13 protein-coding genes and 1 pseudogene are annotated in these 19312 nt (G+C 73.7%); 5 read left to right on the top strand and 9 right to left on the bottom strand.

Annotated elements, in window-relative coordinates; genetic code table 11:
- Positions 1-161: 161 nt before the first annotated feature.
- Together ACN6LM_RS23350 and rsgA are read right to left on the bottom strand one after the other, a co-directional pair.
- Positions 162-671: a GNAT family N-acetyltransferase gene (locus ACN6LM_RS23350; protein ID WP_445067353.1), complete on the bottom strand. Its 510-nt coding sequence runs from the start codon at positions 669-671 to the stop codon at positions 162-164.
- Positions 672-730: 59 nt separating this feature from the next.
- The gene (gene rsgA / locus ACN6LM_RS23345) at positions 731-1774 is read right to left on the bottom strand and encodes a ribosome small subunit-dependent GTPase A (RefSeq protein ID WP_445067333.1); all 1044 of its coding nucleotides are present in this window, start codon (positions 1772-1774) and stop codon (positions 731-733) included.
- Between the two features lie 694 nt (positions 1775-2468).
- Between rsgA and ACN6LM_RS23340 the strand changes: the two genes are divergently transcribed.
- Entirely contained in the window at positions 2469-3620 is a 1152-nt protein-coding gene (locus ACN6LM_RS23340) for a type III PLP-dependent enzyme (protein ID WP_445067352.1), read from the top strand.
- 11 nt (positions 3621-3631) lie between these two features.
- On the top strand, positions 3632-4123 hold the full coding sequence (locus tag ACN6LM_RS23335) for a GNAT family N-acetyltransferase (RefSeq protein WP_445067332.1): 492 nt from the start codon (positions 3632-3634) through the stop codon (positions 4121-4123).
- Between the two features lie 7 nt (positions 4124-4130).
- Here the strand turns inward: ACN6LM_RS23335 and ACN6LM_RS23330 are convergent, their stop codons facing one another.
- The 7 genes and pseudogenes from ACN6LM_RS23330 to ACN6LM_RS23300 form a co-directional block, all read right to left on the bottom strand.
- Positions 4131-5471, bottom strand: a complete 1341-nt coding sequence (locus ACN6LM_RS23330) for a glutamine synthetase (protein WP_445067331.1) — start codon at positions 5469-5471, stop codon at positions 4131-4133.
- A 99-nt stretch (positions 5472-5570) separates the two neighbouring features.
- Entirely contained in the window at positions 5571-6623 is a 1053-nt protein-coding gene (locus ACN6LM_RS23325; RefSeq protein ID WP_445067351.1) for a 3-oxoacyl-ACP synthase III family protein, read from the bottom strand.
- 161 nt (positions 6624-6784) lie between these two features.
- The gene (locus tag ACN6LM_RS23320) at positions 6785-7036 is read right to left on the bottom strand and encodes an ABC transporter ATP-binding protein (protein WP_445067350.1); all 252 of its coding nucleotides are present in this window, start codon (positions 7034-7036) and stop codon (positions 6785-6787) included.
- 94 nt (positions 7037-7130) lie between these two features.
- Positions 7131-7577, bottom strand: a pseudogene (locus ACN6LM_RS23315) (ATP-binding cassette domain-containing protein); the annotation flags it as partial.
- The gene (locus ACN6LM_RS23310; protein ID WP_445067330.1) at positions 7574-9439 is read right to left on the bottom strand and encodes a dipeptide/oligopeptide/nickel ABC transporter permease/ATP-binding protein; all 1866 of its coding nucleotides are present in this window, start codon (positions 9437-9439) and stop codon (positions 7574-7576) included. The pseudogene ACN6LM_RS23315 and the gene ACN6LM_RS23310, both read right to left, overlap by 4 nt.
- 2 nt (positions 9440-9441) lie before the next feature.
- Positions 9442-10410, bottom strand: coding sequence for an ABC transporter permease (locus ACN6LM_RS23305; protein ID WP_445067329.1), 969 nt, complete (start codon positions 10408-10410; stop codon positions 9442-9444).
- Positions 10411-10424: 14 nt separating this feature from the next.
- Complete coding sequence (locus ACN6LM_RS23300; RefSeq protein ID WP_445067328.1) at positions 10425-12008, bottom strand: ABC transporter substrate-binding protein; 1584 nt, start codon at positions 12006-12008, stop codon at positions 10425-10427.
- Positions 12009-12516: 508 nt separating this feature from the next.
- On the opposite strand from ACN6LM_RS23300, the gene ACN6LM_RS23295 reads away from it, so the two are divergent.
- From ACN6LM_RS23295 to ACN6LM_RS23285, 3 genes are all read left to right on the top strand, one after another.
- Complete coding sequence (locus ACN6LM_RS23295) at positions 12517-12843, top strand: DUF5132 domain-containing protein (RefSeq protein WP_445067327.1); 327 nt, start codon at positions 12517-12519, stop codon at positions 12841-12843.
- Positions 12844-13055: 212 nt separating this feature from the next.
- Positions 13056-15335, top strand: coding sequence for an ATP-binding cassette domain-containing protein (locus ACN6LM_RS23290; protein ID WP_445067326.1), 2280 nt, complete (start codon positions 13056-13058; stop codon positions 15333-15335).
- 93 nt (positions 15336-15428) lie between these two features.
- On the top strand, positions 15429-19312 hold a 3884-nt coding region (locus ACN6LM_RS23285; protein WP_445067325.1), incomplete at its 3' end, for an amino acid adenylation domain-containing protein.

Below are 19312 nucleotides of genomic sequence, written 5' to 3'. Positions count from 1 at the left end.
CTTGGTGCGCACCACGGCCACGGCAGTCGGGCCGGCGGCGTCAGCAGACGCGGATGCGCGGGGCCGCCCAGGAACGCGTACGGACCATGCCGCTGTCCCACCGCGCGGCAAAGCAGGCGGGTGGCGCCCCGGAGTGGTGGTTCCGGGGCGCTACAGGAGGGTCAGACGCCGAACGCTGCGGGGTACTGGATGGTGCCCGTCGGGGCCGGGCGGGTGTCGTCCAGGACCATGGCCATCATGGCCTCGTCCGGGACGTCGAAGGGGGCCCGGATGCCGAAGCCGGAGGCCGGCGTGAAGCCGAACCGGGGGTAGTAGGCGGCGTGGCCCAAGACCAGGACGAGATTCTCTCCCTTGGCCCGGGCGGCGGCCAGTGCTGCGCGGATGGCCGCCGATCCGGCACCGGTGCGCTGGGCCGAGGGCAGGACCGCGCACGGAGCCAGGGCGAGGGCGGGTTCGCCGTCGACGTGGCAGCGGGTCAGCAGTGCGAGCGCCACCGGAGCGTTGTCGGGGCCGGTCGCGACCATGGAAAGGCCGTCGATCCATGCCTTTGGGTCGGCGCGGAGGGCCTCGACGATGCCGGCTTCCTGGGGGGTCGGGAAGGCCGCGAGGTTGATCTCGCGGATGGCGGGGATGTCGGCAGGGGTCTCGGGGCGGGTGGTCCAGGTGGTCATGGTCGTTCCGTTCTCGGAGGCGAGGGGGGTGGAACCGGCGGCGGTGCTGTGGTCGTCGCTCACCGCTGGCGGTCCCGGAACCGGTAGGTCGCGCGCAGATGCTGCGTGATGTCCTTCCTGGTGGCCTCGCGGCCGGCCCGCAGGCGGGCGTCGGTGCGCGAGGCCGCGTAGGCGTTCTCCCTCAGCAGCCGGTGGTAGCTGTCCAGCCGGCGCCGGGGAATCTCCCCGGTCTCGACGGCGGCCAGCACCGCGCAGCCCGGCTCGCTGCCATGCCCGCAGTCGGTGAAGCGGCATTCCCGCGCGAGGAGTTCGATCTCCGCGAAGGTCTGCTCAAGCCCCGTCTGGGCATCGTGCAGACCGATCGCCCGCAGGCCGGGGGTGTCCAGCAGGACCCCGCCGCCCGGCAGCGGGACCAACTCCCGCCACGCGGTGGTGTGCCGGCCCTTTCCGTCCGCCTCGCGCACGGCGCCGGCCGCCAGCCGCTCCTCGCCGAGGAGTCGGTTCCCCAGAGTGGATTTGCCCGCCCCGGAAGGGCCGAGCAGCACGATGGTGCCGTTCAGGACAGCCGCCAGGGTGTCCAGGCCCTCCCCGGTCACGGCGCTGGTGACGAGCACGTCCGCGCCGGGTGCCACCTCGGACACCTCGGCCGCGGCCTGCTGCGGGTCGGCACACCGGTCGGCCTTGGTGAGCACGACGACCGGCTGGGCACCGCTCTCCCAGGCCAGGGCGAGCATGCGTTCCGTCCTGCCGTGCTTCCGCGGCACAGCCAGCGACACCGCCACCACGACGGTGTCGACGTTCGCGGCCAGGACCTGGCCCCCGGAGGTGCGCGAAGCGGTGGACCGCACGAGCGCGGTGCGGCGCTCCAGCACCGCGCGCAGCACCGGTCCGCGACTCGTGGTGGCGGGAGACAGGGCAGCCCAGTCGCCCGTGGTGGGCGGTGCCTGCTCGGCACCGCCGGGGATCTCCGCACGGAGGATTCCGGCGTCGGTGACCGCTTCGCACGAGCCGTGTTCGGCGCGCACGATGCGGGCCGGGATCAGTCCGGCCTCGCGACTGGGGGAGAAGGCGTGATTCCACGCCTCGTCCCAGCCGTAATCCACGAGGGAGTTCGGACGGGGATGAGGGTGATGCGAGAATTGAGACAACGTAAAGACCCTTGAACGAGGGCCCCGTGGAGGAGCGTGAAGCTCAGGTCACACCGGGGCCCGGGACGTGAGGATGGTCCGGAGGGCGCTGCGTGCGGCAGCCGTCTCTACGGCAGTCATCAATCTCACCTCCCACTTCGTCCGGCATCGACCCAGTTGTCTCTGCGGCATGCATGCTAACACGGCTCAGAAGAGCAGGGGCGCCTCCACTCAGGGGTCCGCACGGCCTCGGCCGTACCCCCGCGCTCGACGATTGCCAAGATCGTCAAGATCGGGGAGGCGCGCACCGGAGTCGTTCGGGTGGTTCCGCCCCCGGTCACGGAGGCGCCGCTGCCCGGTGCGGCGCGGCTGCCTCGGGCCCCGGGAAGCGGTGTCGTACGTGGTGACCGTCCACGAGTCCGGACAGGCGGGGCGCCACATCTCCATAGAGTTGTGGCGAGGAGGGAAAGACGGGGCGGACGCCCCCAGCCGGTTCGCGCGCTGCCTCCTTCATCTCGCGGCTGCCTGAGGGGACTCGGCGCCGGTCGTCCACCGAATCGGGAGTTCGTACGTGACGCCTCAGTGCTCCGACACGCGTCAGATCGCCGCGCAGCGCCGGGCGGGCGACCGGGCCAGAGCCGGTGGGCACACCACGGCCGAGCCATCGGCGCTGCGTGCCGCGCTCGCCGCCGCGTCCGAGGACACCCTGGTGTACGACCTGGACGGCATCGGGCGTCAGTACGCCGCCGTCTGCGCCGAACTGCCGGGCGCGGAAGTCCGGTTCGCGATGAAGGCGTGTCCGGTGGACGAAGTGCTCGGCCATCTCGCCCGGCTCGGGTCCGGCTTCGACGCGGCCGGCCCGCAGGAGATCGCGCAGGCGCTGCGCACCGGAGTGCGGCCCGGGCTGATCCACTACGGCAACACCGTCAAGTCCGACCGCAACATCGCCGAGGCGTACCGGCTGGGCGTACGCGACTTCGCCACCGACAGCCGCGAGGACGTGGCGGCGATCGCGCGGCACGCGCCCGGGGCGCGGGTCTTCTGCCGGGTCTCCACCACCGGGAGCGGTGCGCTGTGGGGGCTCAGCCACAAGTTCGGGTGCGCGCCCGAGGACGCCCTGCGCGTGCTCGGAGCGGCCCGGGCCGCCGGCCTTGTGCCGTCCGGGCTGTCGGTGCACGTCGGCTCCCAGCAGATGACGGCGGAGGCGTGGGGTGAGGCGGTCGAGACGCTGGCCGCCCTGGTGGCCGCGCTCAACCGGTCCGGCATCGTGCCGGACCGGATCAACCTCGGCGGGGGGCTGCCGGCGCTCGGCGTGCTCGACCGGTACGGGCGGCCACTGGAACCTCCGATGGACAAGATCTTCCGGGTGATCCGCGACGGCATGGAACGGCTGAGCGCCGTCAATGCGGGACCCCTGCGCTTCCTGCTGGAACCCGGCCGGCACCTGGTCGCGGACCACGGAGCGATCCGGGCCCATGTCGCCCGGCTCACCTCCCGTCAACGGCTCGACGGCACCCGCGAGGACTGGCTCTTCCTCAGCTGCGGGAAGTTCAACGGCCTCTATGAGATGGACCAGTTGCGGTACCGGCTGGAGTTCCCCTCCCATTCCCACGGCCGGTTCGTCGAGGCCCTGGTGGCCGGACCGACCTGCGACAGCGACGACGCCTACGCACGGGAGGGCGGCGCGGTCCGCGTTCCGCGCGGGGTTGCCTCCGGCGACCCGGTCTGGGTCCACTCCTGCGGCGCGTACGCCGCCGCCTACACCACCCGGGGCTTCAACGGCTTCGCGCCCCTGCCCTACACCTGTGTCGGTGGCGCATGACGGATTCCGGGATGATCCGCCCGCTCCGGGAAGAGGACTGGGGCGAGGTGGTCGCGCTGGAGCGACGCGCCTATGCGGTGAGCGGTCTGTCCGAGGGCGAGGAGGCGCTGCGCTCCCGGCACCACGCATCGCCGTCCACCTGCTTCGCGCTGGAGTACCAGGGTGTCTTCGGCGGCTACCTGCTCGCCCTGCCCTACCCGCTCGGCCGCTGCCCGGACCTGCGCCTGCTCGAAAACGTGCGGCAGGCGGGAACCAACCTGCACCTGCACGACCTGGTGATCGCCGAGCGGCTGCGCGGCCGCGGCCTGGCTCCCCGGATGCTGCGGCACCTGGAGGCGGCCGGGCGGGCGGCCGGATTCCGGACCCTCTCCCTGGTCGCCGTGCACGGCACGCAGGGGAAGTGGGCCGCGCTGGGCTACCAGGCCCGGCCCGGAACCCCGCTCCCCGCGAGCTACGGCCCGGACGCGGTCCCCATGGCGCGGAGGCTGGACGAGCCTAGTTGACGGCCTGTCAATACCGCCAGCGCGTCGCCTCGATCACCTCCGCGTCCGAGCGCCCCGCGAACAGGTCCGCCTCCGCCCGCCGCACCGCCAGCACCGCCTCATACAACTCGCGTCCGAGCGCCTGTCGCAGCAGCGCGGACTTCTCGAACGCGTCGGCCGCCTCCGACAGGCTGACCGGGAGGCGCTCGGCGGAGGCAGCCGCGGCCGGGTCGTCCCGGGTCTCGGGCGGAAGGGGCAGCCCGGCGTCGAGGCCGGCGAGGCCGGCGGCCAGCACACCGCCCACCGAGAGATACGGGTTGGCGGCGGCGTCGAAGCACTTGAACTCGGCGTTCGCCTGCCCGGCGGCGGACCCCGTGACCAGGCGCAGCGCCGCCTCGCGGTTCTCCAGCCCCCAGCAGCGGTACGCCCCGGCGAAGTGGGCCGGGACCAGGCGCAGATAGGAGGCGACGCCCGGCGCGCCGAGGGCGAGCAGCGCGGGCAGTTGCGCCAGCGCGCCCGAGAGGAAGTGCTCCGCCTCGGCGTGCAGCCCGTGCGGCCCCGGGCCGCCGTGGCCGAGGTTGCGGCCCTCCCGCCAGAGGCTGAGATGGAGGTGGCCGCCGTTGCCGAGCGCGCCCTCGGTGAAGACGGGGGCGTACGAGACGCGCAGGCCGTGCCGGGCGGAGACGGCCCGGATGGTGTGGCGGATCAGCATCGTGGTGTCGGCCGCCTCGACCGGGCCCTCGGCGGCCACGGAGACCTCGAACTGCCCGGCGGCGTACTCGGGGTGGAGCTGCGCCACGGTGAGTCCCTGCCCGGTGAGGGCGCGCAGCACGTCCCGGAGGTAGTCGGAGTGCTCGATGAAGCGGGTCATGCCGTACCCGGGCCCGGTCGTCGCCGGATCGCCGGTGGCGTCGGCCACCACCCACTCGACCTCGATCCCGGCGCGCAACGTCAGGCCGCGCCGGGCCACGGCCTCCGTGGCCCGGCGGGCGAAGCCGCGCTGACAGCCGGGGTGCGGAGCGCCGTCCTGCGTGTAGCGATCGGCCGGGGCCCAGGCCCAGCCGGGCTGGGCCACGAGGGGGGTGAGCCGGTCGAGATCCGGGACGAGGCGCAGGTCGCCCACCGCGCCCGTACTGGAGGGGGCGGAGGTGAAGGAGTCGTCCACCAGGGCGACATCGAAGCAGGGCGGGGCACCGACTCCGAACTCGGCGGCGTGTACGAGCTGGCTGAGGGGCACCGACTTCACCCGGGTGAGCCCGGAATTGTCGACCCAGCCGAACACCACCCCGTCGATTCCGTCGATGGCGAGCTGGGCTTCGGCCGCCCGGGCCTGGGCAGCCCGATCGGCCCCGGAGCGCGTGATGATCATGAGCCCATGCTGTCGTTCGCGGCGGACGGTGCGCCACGGTACGGCAGGCAGTTCACTCGTCCGTGGACGTCCCGAACGACACGCGGACTCAGGCGTGACTCAGGCGTGACGCAGGCAGAGGCTGCCCCACTGGAAGCCCGCGCCGATGCCGGAGAGCACATAGACGTCCCCCGGAAGCAGGGCGCCCTCGGTCACCGAGGTGTGCAACGCGGTGAACACGCCCGCCGAACCGGTGTTGCCCAGCCGGTCGATGGTGACGGTGGCGCGGTCACGGGGGACGTCGAGCGCGCTCAGGGTCTCGTCGAGGATGTTCAGGTTGGCCTGGTGCAGGAAGAAGTGCCGGACCCGGTCCACCGGCACACCGGCCCGGTGCGCGGCGCTGCGGATGCTCTCGGGGAGCCGTGTCGTCGCGGTGTCCCACACCGCACGCCCGTCCATGTACAGGTAGTGCTCCCCGGCGGCGACGGTGGCGGTGCTCGCCGGCAGCCGGGAGCCGCCGGCGGGGATCTGGACGTCGTACGAGAGCTGGGAGCCCAGGTCGTACGAGAGCAGACCGGCTCCGGGCGTCTCGCTCCGGGTGAGGACGACGGCTGCCGCGGCGTCCCCGAAGAAGACCCGCGTGGTGCGGTCGGCGGGGTCGGTGATCCTGGACGCGCAGTCCGCCGCGAGGAGCAGGACCGTGCCGATGGAGGGGTTCTGAAGGAGGTGTGCGGCGATCAGCATGGCCTGGATGCCGGACGCGCACGCGGCCTGGGTGACGTCGAGCGACAGGGCTCGGTGGGCGCCGAGGGCGTCCTTGACGATCAGCGCGGTCGAGACGAGCGGCTGGTCGCCCGTGTAGCTGGCCACGATGATCGCGTCCAGCCCGGCCGCCTCGACCCCGGCCGCCTCCAACGCCGGGCGGGCGGCGGCGACGCACATGTCCGAGGTCGCCAAGTGCGGTGCCAGACGGCGGCGTTCGCGGATGCCGGTCCGGCTCGTGATCCACGCGTCGCTGGTGTCCAGGGTGCGCGTCAGCTCCTGGTTGGTGACGACCTCCGGCGGGAGATGCATCCCGGTCCCGGCGACGGCGAACGGCACGGACAGGCCGGCGCCGGTCTGGTGGGACGAACTCCGGTGGGACAGGGGCTGGCCGGGCGCGAGAACTCCCATACTCCGTACCTTTCGAAAGCGGTTCGAGAAAGGCCCCGTCGCATTCCGAAGCCGCCGCATCGTCTCACGGAAAACCCGCGCGAAAAGTGCGCGGTAATCCGTGAGCGTGAGGAATCGGGCGACGGCTTGACAGCGGAATGGCGTGAATGTGTTCCTCGCGGTCACACGGTCATTTCCCCGGGCAGTCGAGTGCGCAGGGACGGTACGGAGTCGAGCAGCGTCCGGGTGTACGGATGGGCCGGTGCGCTCAGAAGCGTTCCGGTGGGGGCGGTCTCCACGATCCGGCCGTGCCGCATGACCGCCACCATGTCGGAGACGTGGCAGACCGCGGGCAGGTTGTGGCCGATGAACAGCATGGACAGGCCGAGCTCCCGCTGAAGCCGGCCGACCGTGTTCAGGACGGACGCCTGCACCGAGACGTCGAGCGCCGAGGTGATCTCGTCGGCAGATCAGCAGGCCCGGCTCGACGGCCAGCGCACGGGCCAGGGCGACGCGCTGCCGCTGACCCCCGGACAGCTGCCGTGGCAGGCGGTCGGCGAGCCCCCCGTCCAGGCCGACCAGGTCCAGCAGCTCGGCGACGCGCTCCGCGCGCCCCGCCCGGTCGAGCCGGCGGAACACCGTGGCCGCCTCGACCAGCGTCTGACGGGCGGTCATACGGGGATCGAGCGCGGTGTCCGGGTCCTGGAGCACCACCTGAACCCGGCGGGCCAGCCGGCGCCGGTCCCGGACGGTGCGGGTGCGTACCTCCTCCCCGTCGACCAGGATCCGGCCGCCCCGCACCGGCACCAGCCCGACGATCGCGCCCGCCAGTGTGGACTTCCCGGAGCCCGACTCCCCGACGAGGCCCAGCGTCGTGCCGGGCGCGATCTCCAGCGAGACCCCGTCCACGGCGGCGAAGGAGCCACGGGGGCCGGTGCGCCGGACGGTGAGGCCGTCCACCCGGAGCGCCGTCATGACGCGGTCACCGCCTCCGGGACCGCCGGCACCGGCAGCGGATTCCAGCAGGCGACCCGGTGGCCGGAGCCCAGGTCGTCCAGCGGCGGAGCCTGCTCGGCGCAGCGGTCCCGGCGGCGCGGGCAGCGGGCCTCGAACGCACAGCCCGGCGGGGGCGCGTGCGGATCGGGCGGGGCGCCCTCGACCGTCGGCAGCGGGCGGCCCCGGTCGGCGGTGAGGTCCGGGACCGACGCGACGAGCGCCCGGGTGTACGGGTGCCGGGCGCCCTCGGCGAGCCGGCCGACGGGCAGGGCCTCGACGATGGTGCCCGCGTACATGACCAGCACCCGCTCGCAGAACTCGGCGACCAGCGCGACATCGTGGCTGATGAACAGGATCGCGGCGGACGTGTCCCGCCGGATGTCCACGAGCAGCCGGGTGATCTGACGCTGCACGGTCACGTCGAGCGCGGTCGTCGGCTCGTCCGCGATGATCAGCCCGGGCCGCACCATCAGCCCGGCGGCGATCATCACCCGCTGACGCTGGCCGCCGGAGAGCTCGTACGGGCGCGAGTGCAGCAGCGACGGGGGGAGGGCGACGCGGCGCAGTGCCTCGGCGGCCTGCGCGGCGGCCTCGGCCCGGCTCGTCCCCCGATGGGCGCGGACCGCCTCGGTGAGCTGGGTGCCGATGCGCAGGGCCGGGTTGAGCGCGGACGCCGGGTTCTGGAAGATCACCGACAGGCCCGTAGCCAGATGCCGGTCCCGTTCCTTCCGGGTCAGCGCGCCGAGGTCGGTCCCGAGCAGGCGCAGCGTGCGCCGGGAGACCCGGGCGCCGTACGGGAGCAGGTCGGCGACGGCGAGCGCGGTCAGCGACTTGCCCGACCCCGATTCGCCGACCAGCCCGACGATCTCGCCCCGCCCCAGCGACAGGCTCACCCCGCGCACCGGGCGGATCGGTCCGGCGGGGGTCGGGAGTTCGACGGTGAGGCCGTCGACCTGAAGGACCTGCCCGTCCTCGGCCGGGCCGCTCGGGGCGGAGCGCGGTGCCGGGATGCGCACCACTTGGCCGCGCCGGGCGGCGCCCCCGGCGAGGACCTCGCCCAGCAGCTGGAACGTCAGGGCCGCGTACACGAGTGCCAGGCCCGGGGTGAGCGCGGGCAGCGGCTCGGCGTAGATCCGGTCGAGCCCCTGGCTGAGCAGCTGCCCCCAGTCGTAGCCCGGAGGCTGGACGCCCAGGCCCAGGAAGCTCAGTCCGGAGAGTGCGACCAGCGCGGTGCCCGCCGCCGTGGTGACGCTCAGGAGCAGCGGCTCGGCGATGTTCGGCAGGACGTGGCGCCACAGCAGCCGGAGCCGGCTCAGCCCGAGGACCCGGGCGGCGGCCAGGTGGTCGGTGCCCGCGACGCCCGCCGCGAGCGTCTGGGCCAGCCGCGCGAACCCGGGCACACTCGCGGCGGCGAGAGCCAGCACCGCCCCGGCCGTGCCCGCGCCGAACACCACCGAGAGGAACATCGCGACCAGGAGCGCCGGGAACGCGAGCAGCAGGTTGATGACCCCGGCGGCCAGCCGGCGGGCGCGCGGGCCGACGACCGCCGTACAGGCCCCGAGGAGCACGCCCGCGGTCGCGCCGAGCAGCACGGAAGCCAGCGCGAGCAGCAGCGAGGGCCGGGCCGCCGCCAGGACGCGGGCCAGCAGGTCCCGGCCGAGGCCGTCCGTACCGGCCGGGTGCGTCGCCGAGGGCCCCCGCAGCACGGCCGAGGGATCCGGGCGGTCGGCGGCCGCGCCCCACAACAGCGGGCCGGCCACGGCGAGCACGACGAGCGACGCCAGCATGACCCCGGTGACCCAGGCCATCGGGGAGCGCCGGAGATCGGTGACAAGGCTCATGATCACATCTCCCGGATCGCCGAGCGTGGGTCGAGCAGGGCGAGCAGCACATCGACCAGCAGGCCGGCCAGCAGCACCGTGGCGCCGAGCACCAGGACCATGGCCTGGACCACCGGATAGTCCTGCGACACCACGGACTGGGCCATCGCGGACCCGATGCCGGGCCAGGCGAACACCTTCTCGACCAGGACCGTGCCCGCGATCAGGGCGGGCAGCAGGCTCCCGGCGACGGTGAGCGCCGCGGACGCCATGTTCGGGGCCGCGTGCCGCAGATGGCGGCGTGCGGCGGACAGTCTTTTGCTCCGGGCGGTACGCAGATAGTCCTCGTCCAGCACCTTCAGCGCCTCCACCCTGACAATGCGCAGCAGTACGGCGGTGGGGGTGAGGGAGAGCGCGAGGACGGGGAGCACCAGGGAGGCGACGCCCGCCGCACCGGCCACCGGGAACAGCTGGAGGCCGACGGCGAGCAGGGCGGTGAGCCCGGCGGCCAGCACGAAGTCGGGCACTCCGGTCAGACCGGCGGTGACCGTGGTGAACGCCAGCTCGGTGCGCGGGCGGCGGCCGTCGCGGGTGCGGACGGCGGCGAGCAGTCCGCCGGGCAGGGCGACGGCGAGTGCGGTGAGGAAGGCGAGGCCGGCGATCTCCAGGGTGGCCGGCAGCCGGGTGCGGACCAGCTCCGCGACCGGCGCCCCGGTGACCAGCGAGGTCCCGAGGTCGCCGTGCAGCAGGCCGCCGAGGTACTGCCGGTACTGGGCCAGGAACGGCATGTCCAGCCCGAGCGCGTGCCGCCGGGCGGCGACGAGGTCGGGTGCGGCGTCCACGCCGAGCGCGGCGCGCACCGGGTCGCCGGGGATGAGGCGGATCATCGCGAACGACGCGGTGAGGACGATGCCGAGGGAGACGAGGAGCCGGAGGCCGCGGCGGCCCAGGAACACCGTCCAGGGATGTCGCAGCAGTGAGGGAACGGTCATGGTGGGCCCCGGGATCACTGGTGGAGGCGGATGCTCGTGGGGACGAGCTGACCGCCGAACGTGGTGGTGAACGTGGTGCGGTGGCCGTACACGCCGCTGCGGCCCTCGGCGATCGGCAGCGCGTCGGCCGAGCGGAGGAGCGCGGCGGCGGCCCTGTTCCACGTGGCGCACCCCGTCGTGTCCGGCTCCCGGAGGGCCCGGGCGACCAGGGCGTCGTACTCCGGATCGGTCACCCCCGCGAAGTTCAGGCCCTCGGCGGGGGCGGGGCCCGAGAAGAAGGGGATGAAGCCCGCCGGCAGGGCGAAGCCCGGCGTACTGCCGACCACCACGTCGAAGTCGGCCGTCGTGTACATCGCGTTGACCAGGGCGGGCAGGCTCTCGGTGACCAGCTCGACCTTGGCGCCGAGCGCCGTCCACTCCCGGGCCATCAGCTCGGCGACGGACGCCAGTGTGGGCCCGAGATCGGGGCTGGTGATCAGGCGGAGCCGGAGCGTTCGGCCGTCCTTGGCCGGCGGACCGCCGGCGGAACGGGTCCAGCCCGCCTCCCGCAGCGCCTCCGCGGCGTCCAGGGCGGGCAGGTTGGCGTCGGCGAGGGCGGCGTGGCAGACGGCCCCCTCGGCGCCGAAGTCCTCGGCGGGGCTGCCGGTGCCGCCCACGGCGACGTTGGCGAGCCCCTTGCGGTCGAGGGCGGAGACCAGGGCCCGGCGCACAGCGCGGTCGGCGAGGACCCGGCCCGGGCGCTGGTTGAAGAAGGTGAGCCCGACGACGGTCGCGACCTCGGAGACGGCCAGGCCGTGGCCGGTGAGCCGGGCGCGGTCGGGGCCGCTCACCCGCGCGATGTCGACGCCCCCGGTCAGCAGGAGGTTCGCCGCCGTGGACGTCTGGGGCACCACCGAGAGGACGATGCGCCCGGGCAGGCCGCGCTCGTCGGTCGTCGCGCCGGCGGGCCCCCAGCTGTAGTCCTCGCGGACGCTGAACTCGTACGGCCCGCCGGGGGAGTAGCGGGTCAGCACGTAGGGGCCGGTGCCCTGCGTGGTGCGGGCGAGCGAGCCGGGCCGGTCCAGGCCCGCGGGACAGACGACCGGCAGCAGACCGATGGTGCGGACCAGGAAGGGGAACGGGGCGTCCGCCGAGACCGACACCGTGCGCGTGCGGTCGTCGGCGCGTGCCGTGAACGGGACGTTCGGCAGCACCGTGCGGGCTCCGGCGAGCTGGTTGCCCGGGTCGGCCGCGTAGGTCAGCGACCGGGCGACCGCCGAGGCGGTGAGGGCGGTCCCGTCGGAGCAGGTGACGCCCGCGCGGAGCGTGAACACGGCGCTGGTGGCCGTCGCCCGCCAGGAGGAGGCCAGGCCGGTGACCAGGCCGCCGTCGGGGGCGGGGTTCACCAGGGAGTCGTAGGCGTAACGGGCCTGGGAGGCGCCGAAGGTGGAGTACGGGTCGAAGCTCGGCGTCTCGCTGGCCTCGGCGATCCGGACGGTGCCGCGGTCCACCAGGGGGGTGGTCGTCGAGGAGCGGGCGACGCCGCCGCAGCCGCTCAGCGCGAGGGCCGAGGCGGTGAGCGCGGCCGTCAGGGCGGCCGGCGGGGTGCGTCGGAGCATGGCGTCATGGTGCCACCGGAGGGTGGCCGTGATGATCCAACTTCCTTGCGCGGAAAGCCTGTTCGAGTGCCCGGAATCGCCTGGCCGCCGGGCCGGGCACGGCCGGGATCGACGGGGACGGCCGAACCTGATTCACCCGTACGAGTCGGTGCGGGGGCATCGGGGCATGTGCCGGGCGGCATGTTTTGAAAAAGATAGTCAGATAATCATTCTTGAATGTGCCGAGGTGCGCCCAATTCCGGACACGAGAAATGGCCACCCACACTCACACGAGTGAACCCGGAGGAATCCGTTTGGCCCAGGCGGGCGTTGTTCGACTACCGTGATCAAGGGATCGGACGGCGTGTTCCTGTCGTCCGGGAATTCGGATTCCGGGGCCGTGCCGGTTTTTCCGGTCCGTACCGGAATTCGCAACGGAATTTCCTTTTTCCGCCCGGCGGTGCGCCGCTCCCATTCTCGTCGTGCCCGGGTTCCCTGTCATACGTATGCGTGGAGAGGATGGAGCGTCATGCCGCCTGTAGTACCGCCGTTTCTCATTGGGCTCATCGTCGCGCCGCTGGCCAAGCGTCTGCTGAGGCCACTGGTGGGTGGAGTCGTCAAAGCGTCCGTCGGAATCGCGATGGAGGTGAAGAAGGCGGCCCACGAGGCCGGGGAGAACATCCACGACCTCGCGGCCGAGGTCGCCGCCGACGTGGTCGCCGCCCAGATCGCCGCCGGCGACACCGAGGGCCACTCCGTGCCCGGCCAGCACACGACCGGAACCGGTGCCAAGGGGGACCGGAGGGCCCCGAAGATCCGCGCCACCGCCGAGAGCGTCGCCGGAAAGACGCACTGACGGCCTGTGCGACCCGCGGCCGCCACCAGGCGAGCCCGCCGATCGGTTGCGGCGGAGCACGCCAGGGTGGCGGCCGTTCTCGGGCCGCCCCGCCCGCGCACCCCTCCGGTGTCGCCGCCGGCCCGCTCCGTAGCTCATCTCCCGTTCCGTCGCCCTGATCCGTCGACTCCGTGACGGCCTTCCGCGACCTCCGCAAACAGGTGAACGTACACATGCCATCGCTACTGGGAGCCGCATCCGGATTCCGCTCCACGGAACCGGCCGCGAGCCCTCGCTCGGTCACACCGGGCCGCCAGCGCTGGGACGTCGGACTCGTCGTCGGACGCCCCCGGACGGCCGAGATCCTCGCCGCCGCGCTGCGCCACATCCCCGGGATCACCGAGGCCCAGGCCAGCCCGGTCACCGGCGGAGTGCTCGTCCGGCACGACGCACGGCTGCGCGCCGCGGACGTCGGCCGGATCATCGGCCGCACCGTCGCCCGGCTCGCCCGGGAGGCGGCCGGCACGGGGCGAGCGGCGACGGACCGGTCCGTGCCGGCCCCCCGGGCGGACCGCGGCCTCGTCGTACGGCCGGTGCTCGCCGTCGGCGGCGGGGTCGCGGCAGGCACCGCGCTGGTCAAGGGCTCGACGCTGACCCGGCAGCTCGTGGCCGTCGGCGGGGTGGCCGCGGCGACCGCGGTCGTCCTGCGGAAGGCCTGGCGCGGAACGGCCGACGCGGCCGGACCCGGCGCCGAACGGCACCCCCTGCTGGAAATCGTCGGACCCCACCGCCCCCGGCTCTACCGGGCCGCCGCCCTGTCCGTCGCCTGCCAGGCCGCGGAGATGGCGCTCGGCACCTTCCTCGGATGGACCGGCCTGGTCCTCATCAAGGGCGAGGCGGCACCTCTGGCCCGCCTCGGTCTGACCACGGCGTCCGCCCAACTATGGGGTCTGGCAGGGTTGGTGGCCGCCGCATGCGCCGCCGTCGCGGGACTCTCGTACGCCTCGAACCTCCAATGGCGCCGGCTCGGCCAGGACATCGAGCACGACTGGCGGGGACGCACCTACCGGCACGTCCAACACCTCGAACTGGGCCACCTGGAGGGCGAGCGGACCAGCAGAGTCGCCGGCACCCTCACCAACGACGTCGGCCAGCTCGGCGCCTTCTTCGCGGGACCGGCCAACGACGTGCTGCAACTCGGCACCAGCCTGGCCCTGCTCGTACCGGCGTTCCTCCTGCTGGCACCCCAGATCGCCTGGATCGCCTTCCTCCCGATCCCGGTCATCGCCTGGCTTTCCCTGCGTCACCAGGACAAGGCCGCGACGGACTACGCCGCCACCGGCGAACACCGCGCCAGGCTCGGCAGCCAGGTGATCAACTCACTCGAAGCCGGCGCCACCGTCAAGAGCTTCTGCACCGAGGCGTACGAGGCCGAGCGCGTCGACCGGTTGGGCGACGCGGTTCAGGAGAGCAGCCACCGCACCGACCGCGGCACCCTCCGCCACGGCGAGACCGTCCGCGCCTGCACCACCGCGTCGATGGCCGGCACCCTGCTCATCGGCGGACGCGCGGTCCTCGACGGCACCCTCCGCTTCGAGGTGTTCAGCCCGCTCATCGGGCTCCCTCAGATGCTGCTCATGCGGATGAGCCGGCTCGGCGGCATCGCCGACCAGTACCAGCGGACCCTCGCCTCCTACGAGCGGGTCCAGCGGCTGCGTGAGCTGCCCGTCGAGGCCGACCGCGGGGAAGAGACGCTCGACCTCCCCTCCGTTCGCGGCGAGATCGTCCTGGACGAGGTCACCTTCGCCTATCCCGGCCGCCCGGCGACCCTGGACAACCTCTCGCTGACCGTCCCGGCCGGGCGGGTCACCGCCCTGGTCGGCGCCACCGGCTCCGGCAAGACGACGATCGCCAAACTGCTCATGCGCTTCCAGGACGCCGAGTCCGGCCGGGTCCTGCTCGACGGCCGGGACGTCCAGGACCTGCGGCGGCACGAACTGCGCCAGGCCGTCGGCTTCGTCGCCCAGGACCCGTTCCTCTTCGACGGCAGCATCGCCGACAACATCCGCTACGGCAGCTTCGACGCCTCCGACGAGGCCGTCGTCCGCGCCGCCGCCATGGCCGAGGCCCACACCTTCGTCACGACCCTGCCGAACGGCTACGACACCCTCATCGGTGAACGCGGTGCCGCGCTCTCCGGCGGCCAGCGGCAGCGGATCGCCCTGGCCCGCGCGATTCTCAAGGACTCGCCCGTCGTCATCCTCGACGAGGCGACCTCCGCCGTGGACAACGAGACGGAGGCCGCCATCCAGCGCACGCTGCACAGCTTCGCGGCCGACCGGACCATGATCGTCATCGCCCACCGCCTCTCCACGGTCCGCCACGCCGACCGCATCTACGTCCTGGACAAGGGCGGCATCGTCGCCGAGCAGGGCACCCACGACGAACTCCTCGCCCAGCACGGGCTCTACGCATCCCTCTGGCAGCTCCAGGCCGGCGAACTCGCCGCCTGACCGCAGGAACCCGCCCCACCGCCCGGCCGCGTGACGCCACCGCGGCCGGTGCGCCCTGCGCGCATGCCCTTTCACACCTCTGGAGGTACCCCCATGTCCCGTCGTGACGGCGACGTCCTTCCCCTGACCGCGGCCCAGCGGGAGATCTGGCTCGCCGAGCAGAGCTCGCCGACGCCGATCCCGGGCTACCGCGTCGGTGAGTGCCTGGAGATCCATGGGCCGGTCGATCCGGAGCTGTTCGACACCGCGCTGCGCCAGGTGGTGGGCGAGGTCGACGCCCTGCACGTGACGTTCACCGACGAGGGGGACGGCCCGCGCCAGATCCTCCGGGAGACCTGGGACTGGGCGCCGGTGCACCTTGACCTGGGGGCGGAGCCGGCCCCCCGGGCCGCGGCGGCCGAGTGGATGGAGCGCGACCTCGCCCGCCCGCTGGACCTGTCCCGTGATCCGCTGTTCGGCCACGCGCTGATCAGGCTGTCACCGACGGAGTACTTCTGGTACCTGCGCTACCACCACGTGGTCCTGGACGCGATCAGCAGCTCGATGGTCCGCCGGCGGGTCGGTGAGGTGTACTCGGCGCTGGCCGGGGACGCCGCCGTCCCGCCGTCCCCGTTCGGCACGCTGCGGGACCTGGTCGACAGCGACGCCGAGTACCGCGCCTCCGACGCCTTCACGGCGGACCGTGCCTACTGGAACGAACGTTTCACCGACCTGCCCGCCCCGACACGGCTCACCGCCACCTCCGCGACCGACCCGCACCGGGTCCTGCGCGTGGCCGGCGAGCGGGAGCTGCGGGACCCGGAGGCGCTGCGGGCGGCGGCCGCCCGGGCCGGTGTCAGGTGGTCCCGGGTGGTGATCGCGGCGACCGCGCTCTACGCCCACCGGCTGAGCGGCGCCCAGGACGTGGTCCTCGCCCTGCCCGTCACGGCCCGCCGGGGCTCCGGCCGCGACCTGATGTCCGTCCCCGGCACGATGTCCAACGTGGTGCCGCTCCGGCTGACCGTACGGCCCGACATGCCGTGGGGCGAGCTCGTGGCCCAGGTGGCGAGCGAGATCGAGGCGGCCGTCGCGCACGAGCGGTACCGCGGCGAGGACCTGCTCCGTGACCTCGGAGCGCCCGGGGGCATCGGTACGGCGTTCCCGCTGATCGTCAACATCATGGCCTTCAACGCCAGGCCGAGCTTCGCCGGGCACCCCGCGTCCGTGCACCACTTCGTCTCGGGGTCGACCACCGACCTCGCCGTCTGGCTGTTCGACTACAGGGACGGCAACCCCCCGCTGCTCAGGCTGCACGGCGCGCCGGACGCGTACGGCGCCGACGACCTCGCCGCACACCAGGGACGGCTGCTCGCCCTGCTCGACGCGGTGGCGGACCTCGATCCGGACGAGACGGTGGGCGGGGTCGACCTGCTCACGGCCGAGGAGCACCGCGAGGTGGCGGCGCTGGGCACCGGGCCGACGGAAACGCCTGCGGCTGCGAGCCTGCCGGAGCTGTTCCGGGAGCAGGTGCGGACGATTCCGGACCTGACGGCGCTCGTGTGCGGCGACGTGTCCTTCTCCTACGCGGAGTTGGACGCACGCGCGAACCGTTTGGCCCATGCGCTGATGGCGCGCGGGGCGGGCCCGGAGCGGCTGGTCGCGGTGGCGTTGCCGAGGTCGGCCGACCTGGTGGTGGCGATCCTGGCGGTGCTCAAGTCGGGCGCCGCGTATGTGCCGGTGGACCCGGAATACCCGGCCGCTCGGATCGCGTACCTCCTGGACGACACCCGCCCGGTCCTGACCCTGACCGACGCGCGCACGCTCGGCCGCCTGCCGGAGGCGGCGAGTGACCGGCTGGTGCTCGACGACGCGGAGACGGCGGCGGAGATCGGGAGCCGCCCCGCCACCGACCCGATGGTGGCGGTCGACGCGCGGCACCCCGCCTACGTCATCCACACCTCCGGGTCCACCGGCCGCCCCAAGGGCGTCGTCGCCACGCACGGCGGCCTGGCCGACCTGCTCACCGACCACCGGAAGGCGCTGTTCGCGCCGCTGTTGCGGGACCGGCGACGGCTGCGCGTGGCGCTCACCACCTCGGTGTCCTTCGACGCCTCCTGGAACCAGCTCATGGCCCCGTTCGCGGGCCATGAGCTGCACGTCCTGGACCGGGCGACCTGGACGGACCCGGAGGCGTTCGTCGCGTACGCGGCGGACCGTGCGCTGGACTATGTCGAGGCCACCCCCTCGTATCTCCACGACCTCGTGTCACACGGCCTCCTGGACGACGCGCGACGTGGCCCGGCGCTGGTCGCGGCCGGTGGCGAGGCCGTCCCGCGGCAGCTGTGGGAGCGGTTGCGAGCGGCCGGCGGCACGCACTGCGTCAACCTGTACGGACCCTCCGAGTGCACGGTCAACTCGGTGACCGCGGCCGTCGCGTCGGGCCCCCGCCCGGTGATCGGCCGCCCCGTGACCAACGCCCGGCTGTACGTGCTGGACGGTGCGCTGCGGCCCGTGCCCGGTGGTGTGTCGGGGGAGCTGTACATCGCGGGTACGGGGCTGGCACGCGGCTACCTCGACCGGCCGGGGCTCACGGCCGGGCGCTTCGTGGCGGACCCGTTCGGCGCGGAGGGGACCCGGATGTACCGCACGGGTGACCTGGTGCGCTGGAACGCCGAGGGCCACCTCGAGTTCCTGGGGCGTACGGACGACCAGGTCAAGGTGCGCGGCTTCCGCATCGAACCCGGCGAGATCGAGGCCGCCCTCGCCGAGCACCCGGACCTCACGCGCACCACCGTCATCGTGCGTACCGAGGAGGAACCCCTCCTCGTCGCCTACGTCGTGCCCGCCGCCGGACAGGACGTCCGGACGGAAGCCCTGCTGGCCTGGGTCCGCGACCGGCTGCCCGCGCACATGGTGCCGTCGGCGATCGTGGTCCTGGACGCCCTGCCGCTCACCCCGAACGGCAAGCTGGACCGGCGTGCCCTCCCCGCCCCCGAGCACCGGCCCACCGCACCGGGCCGCGCCCCGCGCAGCGCGGTCGAGCACCAACTCGCCGGGCTGTTCGCCGAGGTGCTGGGCGTCACCGAGGTCGGGCCGGACGACGGCTTCTTCGACCTCGGCGGACACTCCCTGCTCGGCACCCGGCTCATCGCCCGGGCCCGGTCCGTGCTGGGCGTGGAGCTGCGCCTCAGCGACCTGTTCGACGCGCCGACGGTGGCCCGGCTGGCGGCCAGGGTCGACGCGGCCGCCCAGGCGCGCCCGGCGCTGGGCCGGCGCGAGCGGCCCGAGACCGTGCCGCTGTCCTTCGCGCAGCGCCGGCTGTGGTTCCTGCACCGGATGGAGGGCCCGAGCGCCACGTACAACATCCCGCTGGCGCTGCGGCTGACCGGAAGCCTGGACGAGCGCGCCCTCGAAGCAGCCCTGGCGGACGTGGCCGAACGCCACGAGACCCTGCGCACCGTCTTCCCCTCGGCCGCCGGAGTGCCGTGCCAGCGGGTGCTGGACCCCGAAGCGTCCCGGCCCCGGCTTCGGGTGACCGAGACCGGCGAGCGCGAACTGCCCGCCCGGCTGGCCGAGGCGGCGGCGCAGGGCTTCGAGCTCTCCGGCGAACCGCCGTTGCGCGCCGAGCTGTTCCGGCTCGGCGACGAGGAGCACGTCCTCCTGCTCGTCGTCCACCACATCGCCGGCGACGGCTGGTCGACGGGCCCGCTCTCGCGGGACCTGACGACCGCCTACGCGGCCCGGCGCGAGGGCGCGAAGCCGGCGTGGGCGCCGCTGCCGGTCCAGTACGCCGACTACACCCTGTGGCAGCGGGAACTGCTGGGCGACGAGGGCGACCCGGACAGCCTGCGGGGCGACCAGCTCGCCTACTGGCGCGAGCGGCTGGCGGGCCTGCCCGACCAGGTCGAGCTGCCCTTCGACCGGCCCAGGCCCGCGGCGATGAGCTACCGCGGCGCCCAGCTGCAGTTCCGCGTCGAAGGGGAACTGCACGAGGACCT

This window comes from Streptomyces sp. SAS_281 (assembly GCF_052542855.1).
The sequence above is the reverse complement of the archived record's forward strand: the minus strand, read 5'-3'. Positions and strand labels throughout refer to the sequence as shown.